Genomic DNA, 16,100 nt, shown 5'->3' on the forward strand with positions numbered 1-16,100 from the left:
AGCCCAGGTGAGCGATGAGAAGAAACCGCCCCCCATTCTGAACTGGATAGCCTCCGAGGACTTCGAGACCGTTGTCCAGGCTGGCACTATCCATGGCGGCGTCCACGTCAACAGCGGCGGGGCGGACGACCCGAGCGCGTTGGAAGACCCAGTGATCGTGACCGTGCACCGAGAGGGCGGCGAGTGGCTGGCGGTGGACGCCGACCCGCCACGGCGGATGCCAGTCAGCGGCATGATGTACATCGTCACCCTGGAAGCTCGGACTACCCGGGCGGTCGTTCTCCGCGCCGCCCGGGTAGTCGTGCTGTCCCGTCGTCTGCCGCGGCCGGCGTACTCGCCTGACAGGAACAGGATCGGGGCACGCCCCTCGTCGCGGTACTTCGAGGCGGAGCTCACCCTGAAGGACCGTGTCCCTCTTTCCCCCTTCGATACCGACTCGCCGCAGCTGCGCCCTATCGGCCCAGACTTTCCGTTCACGATCAGCGCCACCGACATCGAGGTGTTCTTGTTCAGAGCGTCTGCCGGTCTTGAGGAGGTCTGCTGGCAGGTGGAGCTGGACTGGATCTGCGCGGGCCGACAGGGGACCGTCGTCATCAATGACAACGGGTACCCGTTCGAGACGTATCCGTCGGGTGTGTTCCTTGGCCCCGGCTCGTGGGCTCTGGAGGAGGACTGGTCCACCTACGGGAAAGGCCTGGAGCGGCGTCTCGGCCAGGAGGACAGGACCCCGCCTCCACCCCAGACCTGGTCCCAATCCACTGGAATCCAGGACGTCTACGACGCCGCGCTGGCCTTGGACGCTGACATGCGGGACCTCGACCCCGACGACCCGGCGGCGTGGTCGGCCTACCAGCAGCTCGCTATGTACGTGCGGACGCTCTTGGGTCAAGAACGTTTCCACAGCCACAGGTCGGAAGAGTTCCGCGCGCTACTCATCCGCGTCATCCGCTTCTTCTTCGCGTCCGGTCAAAGTGAATTGGGCCTGCGGATCATGGGCCCGGTGCATGACGACTGGAAAACGAACCTCGGCGAGGACAATCCGCACACGTTGATCCTGGCCGACAGGCTCGCCGGATGCCTGTACGGCATGGGCAAGTACGGGCAGGCACGGGATTTGTTCGAGAGCATCCTTCCAGGGGTGCGAAAGATCCTGGGGGCCAAGCATCCCGTCACAATTACAACCACCATTAATCTCGCCCTGGCTCTCGGTAACCTCGGCGAACTGGACGCCGCCGAGGAGTTGGCGGGACAAGCCCTGCGCATGAGTACTCAGGAACTCGGCAACGATCACCCGAACACCCGCAGAGCCTTGAACGTCGTCGCTTACCTCCCGGAACTACGCCAAGCCAAAGGAAAGTGAACCCGACGACGTCGAGGAGGACGAGACCCACCGGCGGGGGGTGAACCAAGTAAGCCCGAAAGGGGCAACGGCCCCGTTCGCCCGTGATGTGAGTCCGTATTGGGTCGCAGTTCGGTGAAACCGGGGGTCTGGAATGGCAGGAGTCGTTGATCGAGTGATCTGTATTCTCCGTATCTCCTACTGATTTAGTCACCGTGCGTCATGGTTTCCGGAGACGAAAAGGGCTGGGTTGCGCTCGCCTGCGTGTGCTCTGTCGCGGAGGTCTGCTGTCAGGGCTATGGGGCTTGCGATCCCTGCGGGCCCGGGGATGCCAGTGCCAGGTGGAACCGGGTGTAGGTAGGGAAATCCGCTACAGGAGTGAATCCGAGTCGGCTCAGCAAGGCGACGCTGGAGTCGTTGCCGTGGGTGACGCCGGCGAACATGTCCGTGGCGCCCAGGACAGTGGAGGAACTCTCGATGAGCGCGGCGCAGGCCGCGCTTGCCCGTCCTTGCCCGGTGGCGGTTTGGGCGAGCCAGTAGCCCAGGCTGTAGTGGGGTGGAGCAACGGCGATGATGCTGGCCTGGCCCACCAAGGTGTCGTGTAGCCGTATCCCGTAGGCGCGTTCCTTCTTGCCGGGGTGGGCCAGCGCCTCCTCGATCTCCCCTGCGGATGCCCTGACCTGGTCGGTGAAATCTCCATGGCGGGTCAGATGAGTGCGGTTGGCTCGCAGAAGAGCCTGGTAGTCGACCGAGTCAGCGGGGGTGAGCACACGCAGGGACACTCCGGGAATCCGGGTGGGCAGCGTTTTCGGCAGGGCATCGAGGGAGAAGTGAACCATGGCGGTCACGGTAGACAGACTGGGGCTCCCAGACCACGGGATATCACGTTGACCCCGCACGTCTGCTGGTGGGTGCTCATCCGCTGGGGGCGTAGCGGTTCCAGGTCCCACCGGTCTCGGCAACGATCTGGGTGGTGGTCTTGTCGTGAAACCCCAGCGCCTGGGCGATGACCGGAGCGGGGACTTGGAGCACGAGTTGGCGCAGCGCGGAGGTGCGCACCGCTGTTCCGGGGGCGCCGATGTCGCGGATCAGCTCTGCGAGGCTGTGGGGGTGCATGGGTCGCCCGGCCCGCCGTCCGGGAAAGAGCCAGGGCGCGTCCGGGTTGGTGGTGTTCATGTTGGTCCGCTGCTTCCCGGCCCGCAGTAGCAGGGCGGCGAATGGTTCGGGGACCGGGGTCGGTGGGTCGCCGAGATGGATGAGCGCCCGAACGCCCGGCAACAGGACATGTGACCAGCGAGTAACGGGCCACGTTGGATTTTCCGCGAAAGCTGCCAGGACCCCTACCGGTCAGCGGCCCGTCCCGGATTCGGGCGCCCCAGGCCGGCGATGAGGAGCCCGACCAGGCGGCGCGCATCGTAGCGCGCGTTGCCGCCTGCCCCGGCGCACAAGCCGCCCACACCGAGCATCAGCTCGTAGGCGTCCAGGTCCGAGCGGATCTCGTCCGCGTCGGCCGCGGCGTCGAGAAGCCGGGTGCACACGGGTACGAGCCGCTCCAGGAAGTAGGAGTGCAGGGGGTCGTAGCAGGGGTCGTCGGATTGCAGGACGGCGGCGAGTCCCTGCTTGGTGACCACGAAGTCGACGAAGTGGTCGATCCAGAGGCCCAGAGCGGTGTAGGGGGTTGCGCTGGACTCCAGCAGGGCCGGACCGGCGTCCGCGAGGAACTCCACTTGGTGCCGGTAGACGACGACGATGAGGTCCGCCCGCGTCGGGAAGTGCCGGTAGATCGTCGCCGTGCCGACGCCCGCCTTCGCCGCGATCTCGCGGATGGGCGCTTCGACCCCCGAAGCGGCGAAGACCGCGGCGGCCGCCTCCAGTAGTGCCTCCTCATTGCGCCGGGCGTCCGCCCGCTTGGGCCGCTGCGCATCCTGCGCCCGCTCGCTGCTGTTCACAACCGCACCGCCCCTGTACTGCCGCCGTTGTCAAGCGGGACATTGTCCCGTATATTCAATCCGGGACAACGTCCCACTTGTTCATCATGCCAGACCGGTGTGACGGCGCCAAGCCGGGTGCCCTTTCCGGTCCTTTCGGGGACCTGCCGCCAACAGTTGCGAGGAAGAACTCTCCATGACCGCATCAGCCACTGCCGCGCCGGACGCGGCCCCCAGCACACCCGCCCCGGTCGTCTCGGTGAAGCCGGTGACGCTGAAAGCGCCGGAGCGTGGTGCGGACCTGCGCGTGCGGGTGTCGGCGCCTGCGGCCGGGAGCGCCTTGCCGCTCATCGTCTTCTCACACGGCTTCGGGTCGTCGCTGGAGGCCTACGGGCCGCTGACCGACTTCTGGGCCGCGCACGGCTTCGCGGTGATCCAGCCGACCCACCTCGACTCGCGGACGGTCGGCCTGGCCCAGGGCGATCCCCGCGCACCGCGGCTCTGGCGCCTGCGCGTGGATGACATGAAGCGCATCCTCGACCATCTCGACCTGCTGGAAGCCGCCGTTCCCGGCCTGGCCGGGCGCCTAGACCGCGGCCGCATCGCTGCGGCTGGCCACTCCTTCGGCGGCCAGACCGCCGCAATCCTGCTGGGACTGCGTGTCACCGACCCCGAGACCGGGACCGCCGAAGACCTGTCCGACCCGCGGGTGACGGCGGGCGTCCTGGTGGCGACGGCGGGGGAGGGCGGCGACCACCTCACCCCCTACGCTGCCGAGAACCTCCCCTGGCTGCGGGAGGTGGACTTCTCCCACCTCACCCCGCCAGCCCTGGTGGTCGCCGGCGACGAGGATGAGCTGCCGGTGACCACCAGGGGGCCGGAGTGGACCACTGAGCCTTACACCCTCAGCCCAGGCGGCAAGAGCCTGCTCACCGTGTTCGGCGGGGAGCACTCCCTCGGCGGGATCGCCGGCTACGAGGCCAAGGAGACCACCGACGAGAACCCGGACCGCCTGTCCCTGGTCCAGCGGACCACCTGGGCCTACCTCCGCCACGCGCTCGGCGTCGAGGACGCCTCGTGGGGCTCAGTGCAGCGCTCCCTCGCGCAGAGCACCGCCCCGCTGGGCCGGATCGAGTCCAAGTGAGGCCGCGGCGCTGATCTGTTAACCCCCGTCTCGGATCACGACAAGATCAGGAGTGTCCCCGCGCCACGATGCGTCGCGCGGGGACACTCCCGTGCCCGCATCCGTCAAATGGGGTTGACGCACCCTCGATGAGAACAGTGACCGGAGCCCAGAACCAGGCGGTACCGGGACGGACCACGCCGGAGTGCTAGACCACTCCGCGCGGCTGGATTGGTCTACCTCCTGAACTGCGGAAACACCTCGCTTCTTGGACGGTGATCCGGCGTCCACCCAGTGTGCTCGGCACCGGGCTCGCTAGCGAGGGATCCCTATCCGGCTCGTCGCGTGCTCACCATGAGTCCTACACGAGCTCGGTCAACGTGACCGGGGCGGATGGTTCAGCACTGGTTGATTCCGGGAGGCGGGTCGGTCGTGGTGAAGACGTTGACGGCCGGGATGTTGCCCCATTCTCCAGTCTGATCGCCCTGGGTCCAGTACCAGATGCTGTTGCCGCCGGCGTGCCGCTCTCCAGGCCCCCAGCAGTCGAACCAACTGTGGCTGGTGTACAGATAGTCGCGGATCGGGCTGTCGGTGTCGCGGTGTGCGTACAGCGGGGAACCCGGCCGGTTGTCGCAGTAGAGGTCGGTGTTTTGGGTGTAGCAGCTGGCGGAGACCTGCACCCGGCCGGTCTCCGTGGCCTGGCTATCTGTTGGGGCAGCTGAGGCGGGAGAGGCCGCGCACAGCGTGCTGGCGAAGGCGGTGGCCGTGGCGAGTGATACCAGGATCTTCCGTGCCATGAGAATCCTTGTCCCTAGTGACGTTCATTTCTGTCAACTGGAGATAACTCTAGGTGAGAAACCTTCGATAGCACTGTCCGTGTCCAGTTGTGGACACTGTGTGAAATGATGTGGTCACCGAGTGTCCCACCTTGACCTGCCATAGATCGACCGCGAGTGCGCGGACGCCTTGGAGGCCGACCATCCCGAGCAAGGACTGACGTTTTTCAGTGCGCGACGCGAGCGTGCCCGGGGGTCGAGGGGGATCGCCACAGAACGTAGCGCCAGACCCCCACTGGAGGTCACGGCCCGGTCACGACAGCCCCCGCGCAACAGAGCGTTGCTCGGGGGCTTCTTCACGCCCGACTTCGTCAACCCCGGTTGTCTGATCGCCGATAAGGTTCACTTATCGAACATGGGTACCTGAACGACTGTCTGCTGTGAGGTCAGCTCGAGGTGCCAGCGGACTTGATCCGTGCCTCGCGGGGCGGAGGAAGTGCTCGGTGATTGCTCGGCTGTTCCGGGACGGGGTGACACGGGGTGGTCTCCGGTGGCACGTAGCGGGATGCCGCCGCCCGGATGAGCCGCCAAGAACCCCTGCATACCGGGACGTATTGCCCGCACACACGCGGACTTTTGATCCGTGGGTTCAGGGTTCGAGCCCCTGGGGGCCTACCCGCAAATTCCCAGTTCAGAGGCTCTTTTCGAGGTCCTCGCCCTGGGGTTTTCGTGTACCCGGGGCCGTCTGGCCGCTCCGTGTGCTCTTCGGCCCCGGCCGTGCCTCCACCTCGCCGGAGCCCACCGGAGCAACACGTCTGACATCGGTTCCTCGCGATCAGGCTTGGCGAGCGTAGGACGCAAGGCGATCGGCGAGCGCGGTGACGAGACCGCGCAGTTCATCGGGGCGCTCGATGACGAACGGCCGGTCGAGTGAGGCGAGTACTGGAGGCAACCAGTCGAGCCGCTCTACCCGCAGCTCGACGCGCAACCAGCGCTCGGGCTGCCCGTCCTTGCCTGCCGCGGGCTCGTGCTCCTCCAGGCTCGCGATACTGGCGGGCAGGCGGGAACGGACCTGCTCAACTGTCCCGTGGACCCGCAAGGTCACCTCATACCGGTACTCAGCCGTGGCGAACGCTGACAACACGCGCTGCGCCGGACCGGAATCCACGGGCGCTTCGAACGAGCCGGGCAGGGTCCGCGCGTCTGCGATGCGGTCGAGCCGAAAGGTTCGGTCCTCACCGATTCGGGCGTCCTTGCCCGTGACGTACCACCGGCCCGCATGGGCGACGATTCCATACGCGTGCAGCGTGCGTTCGCTGCGCCGTTCGTCGCGGTCGGTGTAGCGGATCGAGACCGGTCGGCAATGGCGTACCGCATCGGCGAGGGTGAGCAGGATCCCGGCGTCCGGAGCGTCGAACTCTCCGGGCTGTTCCGTGAAGGCGAGGGATTCCAGGAGTGTGTCGAGCCGGCGGGCGATGTGCTTGGGCAGCACCCGCCGGATCTTCGCCGATGCCGTCTCGTTTGCCGTGTGCTGCGTCGTCAGCCCTGCTCGGCGGCCGGCGACCAGGCCTAGCAGCACGGCCAGCGCCTCGTCGTCGCTGAGCATGAGCGGGGGCAAGCGGTACCCGGGGGCGAGCCGGTACCCGCCGTAGCGGCCACGCACTGATTCCACGGGCACATCCAGGTCGATCAGCTGGTCCACATACCGCCGCACGGTACGCCCTTCGACGCCGAGCCGGTCGGCTAGTTCGGCCACCGTTCGGGTTCCGCCCGACTGCAGCAGCTCCAGGAGTGTCAGTACGCGGGCAGTGGGTCGGGACATGGGCACAACCTAATGCGTTTACAGGACCGATTCTGTCCACTATTTCTCCTAGTCTGCGCGGTGTACGCCTCCAGTGCAACCGAGGAGATCCCCATGGAGTTCGTCTCAATCCGCATCATCACCAGCGACGTAGCACGCCTCGTCGAGTTCTATGAGCGAGCCACAGGGTCGCAGGCGACGTGGGCCACCGAAGACTTCGCCGAACTCAACACCGCGGGCGCCACCCTCGCGATCGCCAGCACCAGGACCGTCCCGCTGTTCGCTCCGGGCTCTGCCCGCCCGGCGGACAACCACAGCGTGATCACCGAGTTCCTCGTCGACGACGTGGACCGCGTTCATCAGAACCTGACCGGCTTCCTCACCGAATTCGTCACCGAGCCCACCACGATGCCCTGGGGCAACCGGTCGCTGCTGTTCCGTGACCCCGACGGCAACCTCGTTAACTTTTTCACCCCCGTCACCCCGGCGGCCATCGAAAAGTTCGCACGCTGACGCCACGCAAAGCCGTTCATGGGGAGCCCCGAGACCTCGGGGCTCCCAATGAACGCGGCCGTAGATTCCAGGAGCGCCATCAGCAGAGGACAGGGAGCGCAGAGGGTTCCTACAGGATTTAGCGGCAGATCCACACGAGAAATCATGGAAGGGTCACGACAACCTCCGCGCAACGATCCGTTGCGCGGAGGTTGCTTTGTACACGAGGCCGTCAACCTGGGGTGCCTGGCCGTCGGTAAGGTTCACTTACCGAACATAAGTGCCTGAGCGACTTTCTGCCGTGAGGCCGGTTCGCGTCACCAGCGGACTTCGTCCGTGCCTTCTGGCCATAGGAGATGCTCGGTGATTGCTCGGCTGTTCTGGGACGCCGTGGTACGGGGTGGCCTCCGGTGGCACGTAGGGGGACGCCGCCGCCCGGATGGGTCGGAACAAATATCCGCATAGCGGGGCATTCCGCCTCCGCGCACGCAGACTTTTGATCCGTGGGTCCAGGATCCGAGCCCCTGAGGGCCTACCCGCAGAACCCCAGGCCAAAGGCCACTCCCGAGGCACTCTCCCCGAGGGTTCTCGCGTACCCGGGGTCGTCTGGTCGCTCCATGTGCGCTCTCCGGCCTCGGCCGTGCCTCCACCTCTTGAGATGCTTCCCGGAGACGACACCCTCAGTGCGCCGTCGGGTTCGGCCACCGGGCGCCCCTCCGCCTCGATCCAGGCGTGCGGACGGACGGGGTCGGCGATCACGCCGTGGCACCAGCGCACGCCGCGTCCGAGGACGGCCAGGGCCGGTGCCGCGGCCACCGATTCTCCCAAGCAGGCGACCCGCACGGGCGAGAACGGCCCCAGAGCACGCACCGCGTGGACGACTCCGGCGGCTTCGGCCGGGTCGGCACCCCACTCCTGCACCCGCAGCCTGGGCTGGACTCCGACGACGCGATCACTGCCGCCGGGTCGATCACTTCTTTCGGCTGCTTCGGCACCGCCGGGAAAGCCGCCGCTTCGGCCCTTTACGACGGAGTGTCCGTCTGCTGACGTGCCGGGGCCGAGAAGGCGGCGAACGCGGTGTCCAGCAGGTTGCCGAGGTCCTCTCGGCCGTCGCTCGCGCTCCACTGTCCGAGGACGATCCACAGGATTTCGAGCGCCGCCGCCACGCGCACTTCGGCGACGACCGATGACCCGTCGGCCGAGGAGGTCGTCTTCTGCAGTCGGGCGACGACCTCTGGTCGCCATGCAGCCTGCTTCTCGCGGAGGCGCGCACACAGGGCCGGGGTCTGCTCGATGAGGCCGAGGATCGTCACAAGCTCCTGGACGTCGCGCACGAGGAACCTCACGGCTGACTCCAGGGCGTTGCGCAACCTGCTCCAGTCGTTCTGGTTGGCCCGTTCGGCATCGAGTGCGTCGGCGATGACGCCACCGACAGGGTCGAAGACGAACAGGACCACGTCTTCCTTGGTGCCGAAGTAGCGCAGGAAGGTGCTCCGCGACACCCCGGCAGCTTCGGAGAGGTCGGTGAAGGTGACCTGGTCGAAGCCGGCGAGGCAGAAGCGGTTGAACGCGACGCGAGCCAGCTCTGCTCGCACCGCGTGGCGGCTGATCTCACGGGTACCGCTTGGCGCTGCGCTCATGGGGACGAGTGTACTCCGACACACTCGCTTGCTTCTTTGGTGCCAGGTTTCTAGTCTGACACCCAGTGTCATCCTCGATACTGGGACTCGCGACGCGGTCCCCAACTGGCGGCCTGGTCACAGTCCGTCCCTTGCACGCGTACATGGAGCCACCTCATGAGCTACGAGGACCTTCCCGCCCTGACGATCGACGTCTTGGACGGGGTCGCGACGGTGAAAATCGATCACCCGCCGCTCAACCTGATGGACGCGGTCCTCCTGTCGTCACTCCGGGCGTTCGTCGCGCGTGTGCGGGATGACGCCGACGTCCGCGTCATCGTCTTCGAGAGCGCTGACCCGGAGTTCTTCGTCGCGCACGGTGACATGGCCTACCTCACCGACCCTGACGCGCTGCCTGCAGCCACTCGCGCCGCGATCGCCGCCGCACCGGGCTCCACCGTCCCGGAAGGCCTGAACATCCTCCAGGCGATGAGCGAGGAGGTCCGCTCGCTGCCGCAGGTCACTATCGGCAAGCTCGCGGGCTTCGCGCGCGGCGCGGGCAACGAGTTCTTCATGTACCTGGACATGCGGTTCGCGGCGATCGGCAAGTCGGGTCAGGGGCAGCCGGAGTCCTTGATGGGGATCCTCCCCGGAGGCGGTGGCACGGTGAACATGACGCGACTGGCAGGAAGGGCCCGCGCGCTGGAGCTCATCCTCGGCGCAGAGCTCGTGGGCGCGGAACTCGCGGAACGGTACGGCCTGATCAACCGTGCCCTGCCCGCCGCCGAACTCGATCCCTTCGTGGACACCCTCGCCTGACGGATCGCCGGCCTCCGGGCGGAGGTGATCCCCATGACGAAGGCCGCGGTCGACGCGGTCGCGCAGCCGATTCCGCGTGCGGCCTACGCCGTTGAGAACGAGGGCCTGGCCGCTGCGTTCGGCGATGAGGTCACCGAGCTCGCCCACAAGCTGCTCGCCGCTGGTATCCAGACCCGCGAGGGCGAACGGGACCACGAGCGCATCGCCAACAGCATCTGAACGCCCAAGTTCTCGCCATCCGTGCGCAGAGGCTCCGTGAAGGGAGCTCTTCAGCCGTTGTCGGCACACGTGTTCTCGAGTGGTCGGGCCGACCGCCCCGGTTCGCCGGGCACTGTCGGGAACACGACCGGTTGAGGCGCCGGAATCGGCGGACAGGGGAGTGGACGGCGTAGGCAGCCGTAGATTCGGCACCGCTGTCGGCCGCGCGGACTGGCGCGGTTGGGAAGGCGGGCAGCCGAGCGGGCACGGGTCCCGTCGATCATGGAGTCGCTGGCACTCCGTGATCACCGAGGAGGCCTGTGCCCGCGCTTCCATCATGGCTGGCCGAGCCGCTCTGGGACCGACTCGCGGTCCTACTTCCCGAGCGGCCGGAATGCCACCCAGACCACTCACCTGGCTGTCACCACCGCAGCCGGTACATGCCGGACCTGGTCCGTGCCTCGCCAGCCTGCGATGAAACCGCCACGGAACAGGGGTGGTTCAGTTCCCGGAGCCGACGATGGCGGTGACGCGGATCTCCACGCGCATCGCGGCGAGACCGAGGACCGTGACGCCGGTCTCGGTCCAGATCGGCGCACGGCCGCCGAGGCGACGGCGGAACTGCTCGGCCATGACCCTGTTGTGGTCGTCGCCGATGGCCTCATCTCCCGGTGTGACCTTGTGGTAGGAGTTGACGTGGACGACGTCCTTCCAGGTCGCGCCGACCGTGGCGAGTGTGCGCTCCACGTTGTCGAAAGCCTGGATGATCTCGTCCTCCAGCGAGTCGGGGATGACCAGGTCGTCATCCACCCCGGCCTGGCCGGAGGTCTCGACCCGGTCGCCGACGCGGACGGCCCCGCTGTAGCCGAGGGCCTCGTGCAACTTCTCGCCCTGGCCCGGAGCGATGCCGAAGGTGACGGTGCTCATGATGCCCCCTCTTCCTTTTCGCAGGGGTGGGTTTCCCCCTCAATGACTTCAAGCGTAAAGTGACAGTAGCAAGTAATGACTTCAAGCGTCAAGTGATGGCGGATTCGCTGGAAGGACGGGGGGCCATGAGCGGCACGGGAGAGTCCGTGAGCGGCACACACGAGCACGGAGGCGATGAGGAGCTGCGATGGCTCGACGAGCAGGAGAAGGCGGCGTGGACGGGCCTGGTCTCCCTCGTCCTGCTGCTGCCCGGCAAGCTGGAGTCACCGTTGCGGCAGGAGAACGGCCTCACCCTGTTCGAGTACCTCGTGCTCAGCCACCTCTCCGAGGCCCCGGGGCGCAGGCTGCGGATGGGGGAGCTCGCCTTTCTCGCCAGTGGTTCGCTCTCCCGTCTGTCCAACGTCGTCAAACGCTGTGAACAGCGCGGCTGGGTCGTACGGACACCCGACCCGGACGACGGCCGCTACACCCTCGCCGAACTCACCGACGTCGGCCTCGACCTCGTGCGCTCAGCGGCGCCCACGCACCTGCGCTCCGTGCGCAGCACCGTCCTCGACCCGCTCAACACGACCGACCTGAAGGCCCTCGCCCGCATCGCGGAAAAACTCGGCATCGTTCCCGACGGCCTCGGCTGACAGCCGCTCCCGTGCCACGACCCGGGACGGCCGGGCCCCTGGGGGCGGCGAGTCGGCCCGCCCGCACCGGTACGGCCCTGCCCGGCTCTGTCCGGTCCCCGGCCACCCGGGGACCGGGCAGGGCATCCGAACGCTACGACGGCGCCCCGGCCGTGACCGGCGCGGGCGCCGCGCGCCCGCCGCGCACCACCATGCCCGCGGGCACCGCGGCGAGGACGAAGAGCACCCCGGCCATCAGGACGTAGAGGTACACGCCGGTCGCCGTGCTCACCGGGGCGCCGTCGGCGACGATCCCGGGGACGCGGGTGGCCTTGAGGAGCTCGCCGCCGGCGAAGCTGAAGACGACCGAGCCGAGGGCGAACATGACCGACACCAGACCGGAGATCGTGCCCTGCTGCTCGGGCGGTGCCAGGCCGGTCGCCAGGTTGTAACCGGACGTTCCGATCGCACCGGCGGCCATGCCGACCAAGGCCCCGCAGACGGTCGCCAGCGGCAGCGCCGACACGCCCGCCAACATCATGAAGGTCGCCACCGCTCCGACGGCGATGGCGACGAGGAGGGGCCGTGCGGGGCCGAACCGCCCCGCGAGCCATCCGGCGAGGGTGCCGCCGACCATGATGCCGAGCGAGGGCGCGGCGAGCAGGACCGCCACCGCCCCTCCGTCACCCAACCCGTAGCCGAGCCCCAGCTCGGGGGGCACCTGGGCGACGATGCTCGTCAGTTGGAGCATGCTCCGGAAGGAGCCCGCGGCCAGGACCAGGGCCAGCAGCGTCAGCAGGACCGGTCGGCTGAGGGCCCGGATGTCGATGATGGGTTCGGTGACCCGCAGGGCCAGGACCGCCCAACCGGCCAACGCGGCGACACCGGCCGCCAGCAGCACGACCATTCCCGCGGACAGCCACCCGGCGTCTCCGCCGAGGCTGGCGTAGGCGAGCACGGAGCCGAGGCCGCCGCCCAGCAGGAGCGCCCCGCCCACGTCGATCCGGCCGGTGCCGCGGACCGGCGACTCCGGGATGAGGGAACGCACGCAGAGCGCGGCCACCGCGGCGAGCAGCGCCGCCACGACGAACACGCTCCGGTAACCGAACAGGTCGATGACCGGCACCATCAGGAACGGCTCGATGATCCCGACGATCGCCGAGCCCGACGTCACGAGCCCGATCACGGGCATGGCCACCCGCGGGGCGCAGATCTGGCGTGTGAGGGCCACCGTGATGAAGATCGCGGCCAGCGCGGCCCCCTGGAGGAAACGCCCCGCCAGGAAGATCCAGAGGTTGGGGGCGACGAGGCAGACCAGCGCGCCCGCGCACGCGGTCACCAGCGTGACGACGAGCAACCGGCGCTTGCCGAAGACGTCGGAGCTCTTCGCGAGCAGCGGCGACCAGATGGCCCCGGCCAGCATCGCGCTCGCGTTCAGCCACGCGGCCTGGTCGGTGTCGAAGTGCTCCAGCAGTTGGGGCAGGACCAGCAGGGGGGAGGCGATGGCCACGTCGGCCAGGACGTTGGCGAGGATGAGAACGGCGACCCAGAGGACGAGCCGCCCGCTCCATCGGTGCTCCTGAACCCCGGCAGCGGGCTCTTCCGGCGTGTCCTTCACATCTATCCTCTCCAGCACGTCAGGGGTCGGGAACTCTTCGTGTGGGGTTCAGCGCGTGCTGGTGTCCGCTGCAGGCAGGGCCTCGTTGCGGGCGGCGATGGCGGGCCAGCTGGTCGGCAGCATGCGGTCGCGGCCGCTGTGGACGCTGGCCTGGGCGAAGGTGACGTAGGGGCGCTGTCGGGCCTCGTACCGTTCGAACGCGGCGGTGTGGTCGCCGCCGCACCGGTCGAGTTCCTCGGCGAGGATGCGGGCGCCGGTGAGCGCGAGTGACGTACCCCGGCCGGAGAGGAAGGCCGGGCTGTACCCGGCGTCCCCGACGAGGGCGACGCGGCCGCGGTGCCAGCAGGGCAGGTGGATCTGGCTCGCGGAGTCGAAGAAGAAATCGGGGTCGGCACGGACCGCGTCGAGCAGCTCCGGGATCCTCCACGACCGGTGGTCGGCGAAGGCGTCGATGACGATCTTCTTCTGGGCGTCCAGGTCGTGGCGATCGTAGTCGAGCGGTTCCGAACGGAACTGGAAGACCGCGACGGCCCTGTCCTTGTACCAGAAGGTGCCCGCCAGCCTGCTGGGGACGTTGTGTATCGAGTTGACGCCCTCGGTCCGGGCCTCGCCGGGGAGGGCGGCGAGCGCGATGTAGACACCGAGGTGGTGGAGGTAGTCCTCCTCGGGTCCGAACACCAGCCTGCGTACCGCGGAGTGCTGGCCGTCGGCACCGAGCACGAGGTCGTACCGCCCGGTGCGTCCGGAGGCGAAGCGCACGCTGACACCGTCGCCGCTCTCGGCCAGCGCCTCGACCGAGTCCCCGAAACAGAGCGCCGCGGTGTCCGGGAGCGCGGCGGCGAGGATGCGCATCAAGTCCTCGCGAAGGATCTCGATGTCGTCGTCGGAGTCGCTTATCTGGGCTATGGGGATGCGGCCCACCGGCTCGCCCCCGCTGTCGACGAACCGGGTGGACTCGGTCATCCGCACCCGTTGCTCCTTGATCCTGGCGAGCAGCCCCATCCTCTCCACGGTTTCGACCGCGTCACCGCGGATGTCGATGGGTGTGCCCGCGAGCCGGAGGTGGTGGTCGTACTCGACGACGGTGACGTCATGGCCGCGGGTGCCGAGTTCACGTGCGACGGCGAGGCCGGCGATGCCGGCTCCGGAGACGAGGATGTTCACGGTGTGTGCTCCAGGTGCGTCTGGGCGGACGTGCCGGTCGGGTCGCTGGTGGCCCGCTGGTGGGCGGGGGAGGCGCCAAGCAGCGCGGTCGGCCCATGGGTCGCGGCCGCGGTGACCCGACACTTAAAGCAACTAACTGTTGCTTTAGTGAGCTTACTGGCGACCGGCTTGCACCGCAACGCCACGCCTGGCCACAATCGGCACCTGAGCAGAGAACGGGAGGTGAGCGTGGAGATGGCCGACGGGACCGCTGACCGGCCGCCAGCACGGCGCCCAGGCGGCCGCAACGCGCGGGTACGGGCGCAGGTCCTCGCCGCGACCGCCGAGCTCGTCGCGCGCGACGGCATCGTGGGCTTTCGCTACGAGGAGGTCGCCGAGCTCGCCGGCGTGCACAAGACCAGCGTCTACCGCAACTGGCCCGACCGCGAGGAGCTGGTCGTCGACGCCATGCTGCGCTACGCCGAGGACCTCGCGTCGGTCGCCGACACCGGCGACCTCCACCGGGACCTGTCGGACTTCCTGATGGGCCTTGCCGGTGGCCTGGAGACACCGTTCGGCCGGACGCTCGAACAGGCCATCCAGCCCACCCACCAGAGCCCCACCGTCCGGCAGGCGCTGGCCAGGATCCTCGACCAGCGCGTGGCCGCCATGCAACGGCGGGTGGACACCGCCGTCGACCGGGGCGAGCTGCCCCCGGTCGACAGTTCCTTCCTCGGCGAGATGATCTCCGGCCCGGTGCACCTCGTCGTCAACCGCGGCCTGCGCACGTTCACCCGCACGGACGCGGAGCGCGTCGTCGCCGTGGTGCTCGCCGGAATCCGGGCCACGGCACCGCACGGCTGAACCGCGCGACCGGCTCAGGATCTCCTGAGAAGACCAGAGCTCCGGGCCGCCGTTTCTGATGGCTTCCGGGAGCACGCCGGAGCTTCGGGGGTACTGTGCTGAGAACTTCGGATCGTGGGAGCGGCGATGTGGGCGGTACTGGGGATCTGCGGCAGCTTGCGCCGGAACTCCTACAACGCCGAACTGCTGCGCCTGGCTGGCCGGAGCAATCCCGACATCTCCGTGATCGGCGGCGACCTGGCCGGCCGTCTCCCCCTGTTCAACCCCGACCTGGACAACGACGAGGACCTACCGGAGGCCGTCACGAGGTTCCGGTCCTGCGCTGACCAGGCCGAAGGCGTGATCATCGCGACCCCCGAGTACGCGCACGGCCCCTCCGGAGCCACCAAGAACGCCATGGACTGGCTGGTCGGATCTGGGGGACTCGCAGGAAAGCCGACCCTCCTCATGAGCGCGTCACCGGGACAGGCGGGCGGTATGCGCGGCCACCTCGCGCTGATCCCCACGCTGACCCTGATGGGGAGTGTCCTGGTCGACTCGGTCACGGTCTCCGGGGCTCCCGCCCGGGTGGACCCCCATGGTGGGTTCCGCGATCCGGCGGTGCTCGAGCGGGTCCGGTTGGCCATGGGCGAGATGGCCACGGCGCTTTCCTACTCCCAGCAGAGGACGACGACGGGCCTGCTCCGGGAGTAACCCCGCTCTTTCACCGGCCTCGTGAGCACCAGGGCACCGCCACGTTCCCGGCCGGGCCCGCCCTGCTGGCCGCAGTCGCGGCCACGGGGTCGTTCCGGCTGCCGGGACCGGTGCCCGGCGCGTGCCCTGACCCGTACACGGCCTCG

18 protein-coding genes and 1 pseudogene are annotated in these 16,100 nt (G+C 68.3%); 9 read left to right on the forward strand and 10 right to left on the reverse strand.

The window, feature by feature from the left end; genetic code table 11:
* The first annotated feature begins 7 nt into the window (after nucleotides 1–7).
* The gene (locus FYW99_RS28475) at nucleotides 8–1,360 is read left to right on the forward strand and encodes a tetratricopeptide repeat protein (RefSeq protein WP_150255094.1); all 1,353 of its coding nucleotides are present in this window, start codon (nucleotides 8–10) and stop codon (nucleotides 1,358–1,360) included.
* A 275-nt stretch (nucleotides 1,361–1,635) separates the two neighbouring features.
* Here the strand turns inward: FYW99_RS28475 and FYW99_RS28480 are convergent, their stop codons facing one another.
* The 3 genes from FYW99_RS28480 to FYW99_RS28490 all read right to left on the reverse strand — a co-directional run bounded on the left by FYW99_RS28480 (nucleotide 1,636) and on the right by FYW99_RS28490 (nucleotide 3,288).
* Complete coding sequence (locus FYW99_RS28480; protein WP_150255164.1) at nucleotides 1,636–2,178, reverse strand: GNAT family N-acetyltransferase; 543 nt, start codon at nucleotides 2,176–2,178, stop codon at nucleotides 1,636–1,638.
* 76 nt (nucleotides 2,179–2,254) lie between these two features.
* A complete protein-coding gene (locus FYW99_RS28485) occupies nucleotides 2,255–2,515 on the reverse strand; it encodes a hypothetical protein (protein WP_150255095.1) in 261 nt (86 codons plus the stop codon).
* Between the two features lie 164 nt (nucleotides 2,516–2,679).
* Nucleotides 2,680–3,288 (reverse strand): TetR/AcrR family transcriptional regulator, encoded by a 609-nt coding sequence (locus tag FYW99_RS28490; protein ID WP_150255096.1) that lies wholly within the window; start codon nucleotides 3,286–3,288, stop codon nucleotides 2,680–2,682.
* A 175-nt stretch (nucleotides 3,289–3,463) separates the two neighbouring features.
* Between FYW99_RS28490 and FYW99_RS28495 the strand changes: the two genes are divergently transcribed.
* On the forward strand, nucleotides 3,464–4,411 hold the full coding sequence (locus FYW99_RS28495) for an alpha/beta hydrolase family protein (protein WP_150255097.1): 948 nt from the start codon (nucleotides 3,464–3,466) through the stop codon (nucleotides 4,409–4,411).
* Nucleotides 4,412–4,788: 377 nt separating this feature from the next.
* On the opposite strand, the gene FYW99_RS28500 is transcribed toward FYW99_RS28495, so the two are convergent.
* Both FYW99_RS28500 and FYW99_RS28505 read right to left on the reverse strand, forming a co-directional pair.
* Nucleotides 4,789–5,187, reverse strand: a complete 399-nt coding sequence (locus FYW99_RS28500; RefSeq protein ID WP_150255098.1) for a hypothetical protein — start codon at nucleotides 5,185–5,187, stop codon at nucleotides 4,789–4,791.
* Between the two features lie 814 nt (nucleotides 5,188–6,001).
* A complete protein-coding gene (locus tag FYW99_RS28505) occupies nucleotides 6,002–6,988 on the reverse strand; it encodes a helix-turn-helix transcriptional regulator (protein WP_150255099.1) in 987 nt (328 codons plus the stop codon).
* A 93-nt stretch (nucleotides 6,989–7,081) separates the two neighbouring features.
* On the opposite strand from FYW99_RS28505, the gene FYW99_RS28510 reads away from it, so the two are divergent.
* Entirely contained in the window at nucleotides 7,082–7,480 is a 399-nt protein-coding gene (locus tag FYW99_RS28510) for a VOC family protein (protein ID WP_150255100.1), read from the forward strand.
* A 246-nt stretch (nucleotides 7,481–7,726) separates the two neighbouring features.
* Here the strand turns inward: FYW99_RS28510 and FYW99_RS33130 are convergent, their stop codons facing one another.
* On the reverse strand, nucleotides 7,727–8,584 hold the full coding sequence (locus tag FYW99_RS33130) for a lasso peptide biosynthesis B2 protein (RefSeq protein WP_223839714.1): 858 nt from the start codon (nucleotides 8,582–8,584) through the stop codon (nucleotides 7,727–7,729).
* Entirely contained in the window at nucleotides 8,482–9,099 is a 618-nt protein-coding gene (locus tag FYW99_RS32640) for a TetR family transcriptional regulator (protein ID WP_223839717.1), read from the reverse strand. The genes FYW99_RS33130 and FYW99_RS32640 overlap by 103 nt, the downstream gene beginning before the upstream one ends.
* Before the next feature lie 156 nt (nucleotides 9,100–9,255).
* On the opposite strand from FYW99_RS32640, the gene FYW99_RS28525 reads away from it, so the two are divergent.
* The 3 genes and pseudogenes from FYW99_RS28525 to FYW99_RS32650 all read left to right on the forward strand — a co-directional run.
* Nucleotides 9,256–9,897 carry an enoyl-CoA hydratase/isomerase family protein gene (locus tag FYW99_RS28525; protein WP_223839721.1) on the forward strand — a complete coding sequence of 214 codons (642 nt, stop codon included), beginning with the start codon at nucleotides 9,256–9,258 and terminating at the stop codon, nucleotides 9,895–9,897.
* A gap of 24 nt (nucleotides 9,898–9,921) precedes the next feature.
* Nucleotides 9,922–10,116: a hypothetical protein gene (locus FYW99_RS32645; RefSeq protein ID WP_223839725.1), complete on the forward strand. Its 195-nt coding sequence runs from the start codon at nucleotides 9,922–9,924 to the stop codon at nucleotides 10,114–10,116.
* A 299-nt stretch (nucleotides 10,117–10,415) separates the two neighbouring features.
* Nucleotides 10,416–10,520, forward strand: a pseudogene (locus FYW99_RS32650) (IS5/IS1182 family transposase); the annotation flags it as partial.
* Between the two features lie 76 nt (nucleotides 10,521–10,596).
* Here FYW99_RS32650 and FYW99_RS28535 read toward each other — a convergent pair.
* A complete protein-coding gene (locus tag FYW99_RS28535) occupies nucleotides 10,597–11,022 on the reverse strand; it encodes a Rid family hydrolase (protein ID WP_150255102.1) in 426 nt (141 codons plus the stop codon).
* Nucleotides 11,023–11,147: 125 nt separating this feature from the next.
* On the opposite strand from FYW99_RS28535, the gene FYW99_RS28540 reads away from it, so the two are divergent.
* Entirely contained in the window at nucleotides 11,148–11,657 is a 510-nt protein-coding gene (locus FYW99_RS28540; RefSeq protein ID WP_150255103.1) for a MarR family winged helix-turn-helix transcriptional regulator, read from the forward strand.
* Between the two features lie 133 nt (nucleotides 11,658–11,790).
* On the opposite strand, the gene FYW99_RS28545 is transcribed toward FYW99_RS28540, so the two are convergent.
* On the reverse strand, nucleotides 11,791–13,254 hold the full coding sequence (locus tag FYW99_RS28545) for an MFS transporter (protein ID WP_150255104.1): 1,464 nt from the start codon (nucleotides 13,252–13,254) through the stop codon (nucleotides 11,791–11,793).
* Nucleotides 13,255–13,302: 48 nt separating this feature from the next.
* Nucleotides 13,303–14,418 (reverse strand): FAD-dependent monooxygenase, encoded by a 1,116-nt coding sequence (locus tag FYW99_RS28550; RefSeq protein ID WP_150255105.1) that lies wholly within the window; start codon nucleotides 14,416–14,418, stop codon nucleotides 13,303–13,305.
* A gap of 222 nt (nucleotides 14,419–14,640) precedes the next feature.
* Between FYW99_RS28550 and FYW99_RS28560 the strand changes: the two genes are divergently transcribed.
* Together FYW99_RS28560 and FYW99_RS28565 are read left to right on the forward strand one after the other, a co-directional pair.
* Complete coding sequence (locus FYW99_RS28560; protein ID WP_223839735.1) at nucleotides 14,641–15,261, forward strand: TetR/AcrR family transcriptional regulator; 621 nt, start codon at nucleotides 14,641–14,643, stop codon at nucleotides 15,259–15,261.
* Between the two features lie 126 nt (nucleotides 15,262–15,387).
* Nucleotides 15,388–15,954 (forward strand): NADPH-dependent FMN reductase, encoded by a 567-nt coding sequence (locus tag FYW99_RS28565; RefSeq protein WP_150255172.1) that lies wholly within the window; start codon nucleotides 15,388–15,390, stop codon nucleotides 15,952–15,954.
* Nucleotides 15,955–16,100 lie beyond the last annotated feature (146 nt).

The organism is Nocardiopsis deserti (assembly GCF_008638355.1).
GTDB lineage: Bacteria > Actinomycetota > Actinomycetes > Streptosporangiales > Streptosporangiaceae > Nocardiopsis > Nocardiopsis alborubida.

Bases quoted from the DNA above. Each gene is read 5' to 3' on its own strand.
- FYW99_RS28480 (WP_150255164.1), bottom strand. From the start codon at position 2,178: ATGGTTCACTTCTCCCTCGATGCCCTGCCGAAAACGCTGCCCACCCGG.
- FYW99_RS28485 (WP_150255095.1), bottom strand. From the start codon at position 2,515: ATGAACACCACCAACCCGGACGCGCCCTGGCTCTTTCCCGGACGGCGG.
- FYW99_RS28495 (WP_150255097.1), top strand. From the start codon at position 3,464: ATGACCGCATCAGCCACTGCCGCGCCGGACGCGGCCCCCAGCACACCC.
- FYW99_RS28500 (WP_150255098.1), bottom strand. From the start codon at position 5,187: ATGGCACGGAAGATCCTGGTATCACTCGCCACGGCCACCGCCTTCGCC.
- FYW99_RS28505 (WP_150255099.1), bottom strand. From the start codon at position 6,988: ATGTCCCGACCCACTGCCCGCGTACTGACACTCCTGGAGCTGCTGCAG.
- FYW99_RS28510 (WP_150255100.1), top strand. From the start codon at position 7,082: ATGGAGTTCGTCTCAATCCGCATCATCACCAGCGACGTAGCACGCCTC.
- FYW99_RS32640 (WP_223839717.1), bottom strand. From the start codon at position 9,099: ATGAGCGCAGCGCCAAGCGGTACCCGTGAGATCAGCCGCCACGCGGTG.
- FYW99_RS28525 (WP_223839721.1), top strand. From the start codon at position 9,256: ATGAGCTACGAGGACCTTCCCGCCCTGACGATCGACGTCTTGGACGGG.
- FYW99_RS28535 (WP_150255102.1), bottom strand. From the start codon at position 11,022: ATGAGCACCGTCACCTTCGGCATCGCTCCGGGCCAGGGCGAGAAGTTG.
- FYW99_RS28540 (WP_150255103.1), top strand. From the start codon at position 11,148: ATGAGCGGCACGGGAGAGTCCGTGAGCGGCACACACGAGCACGGAGGC.
- FYW99_RS28565 (WP_150255172.1), top strand. From the start codon at position 15,388: ATGTGGGCGGTACTGGGGATCTGCGGCAGCTTGCGCCGGAACTCCTAC.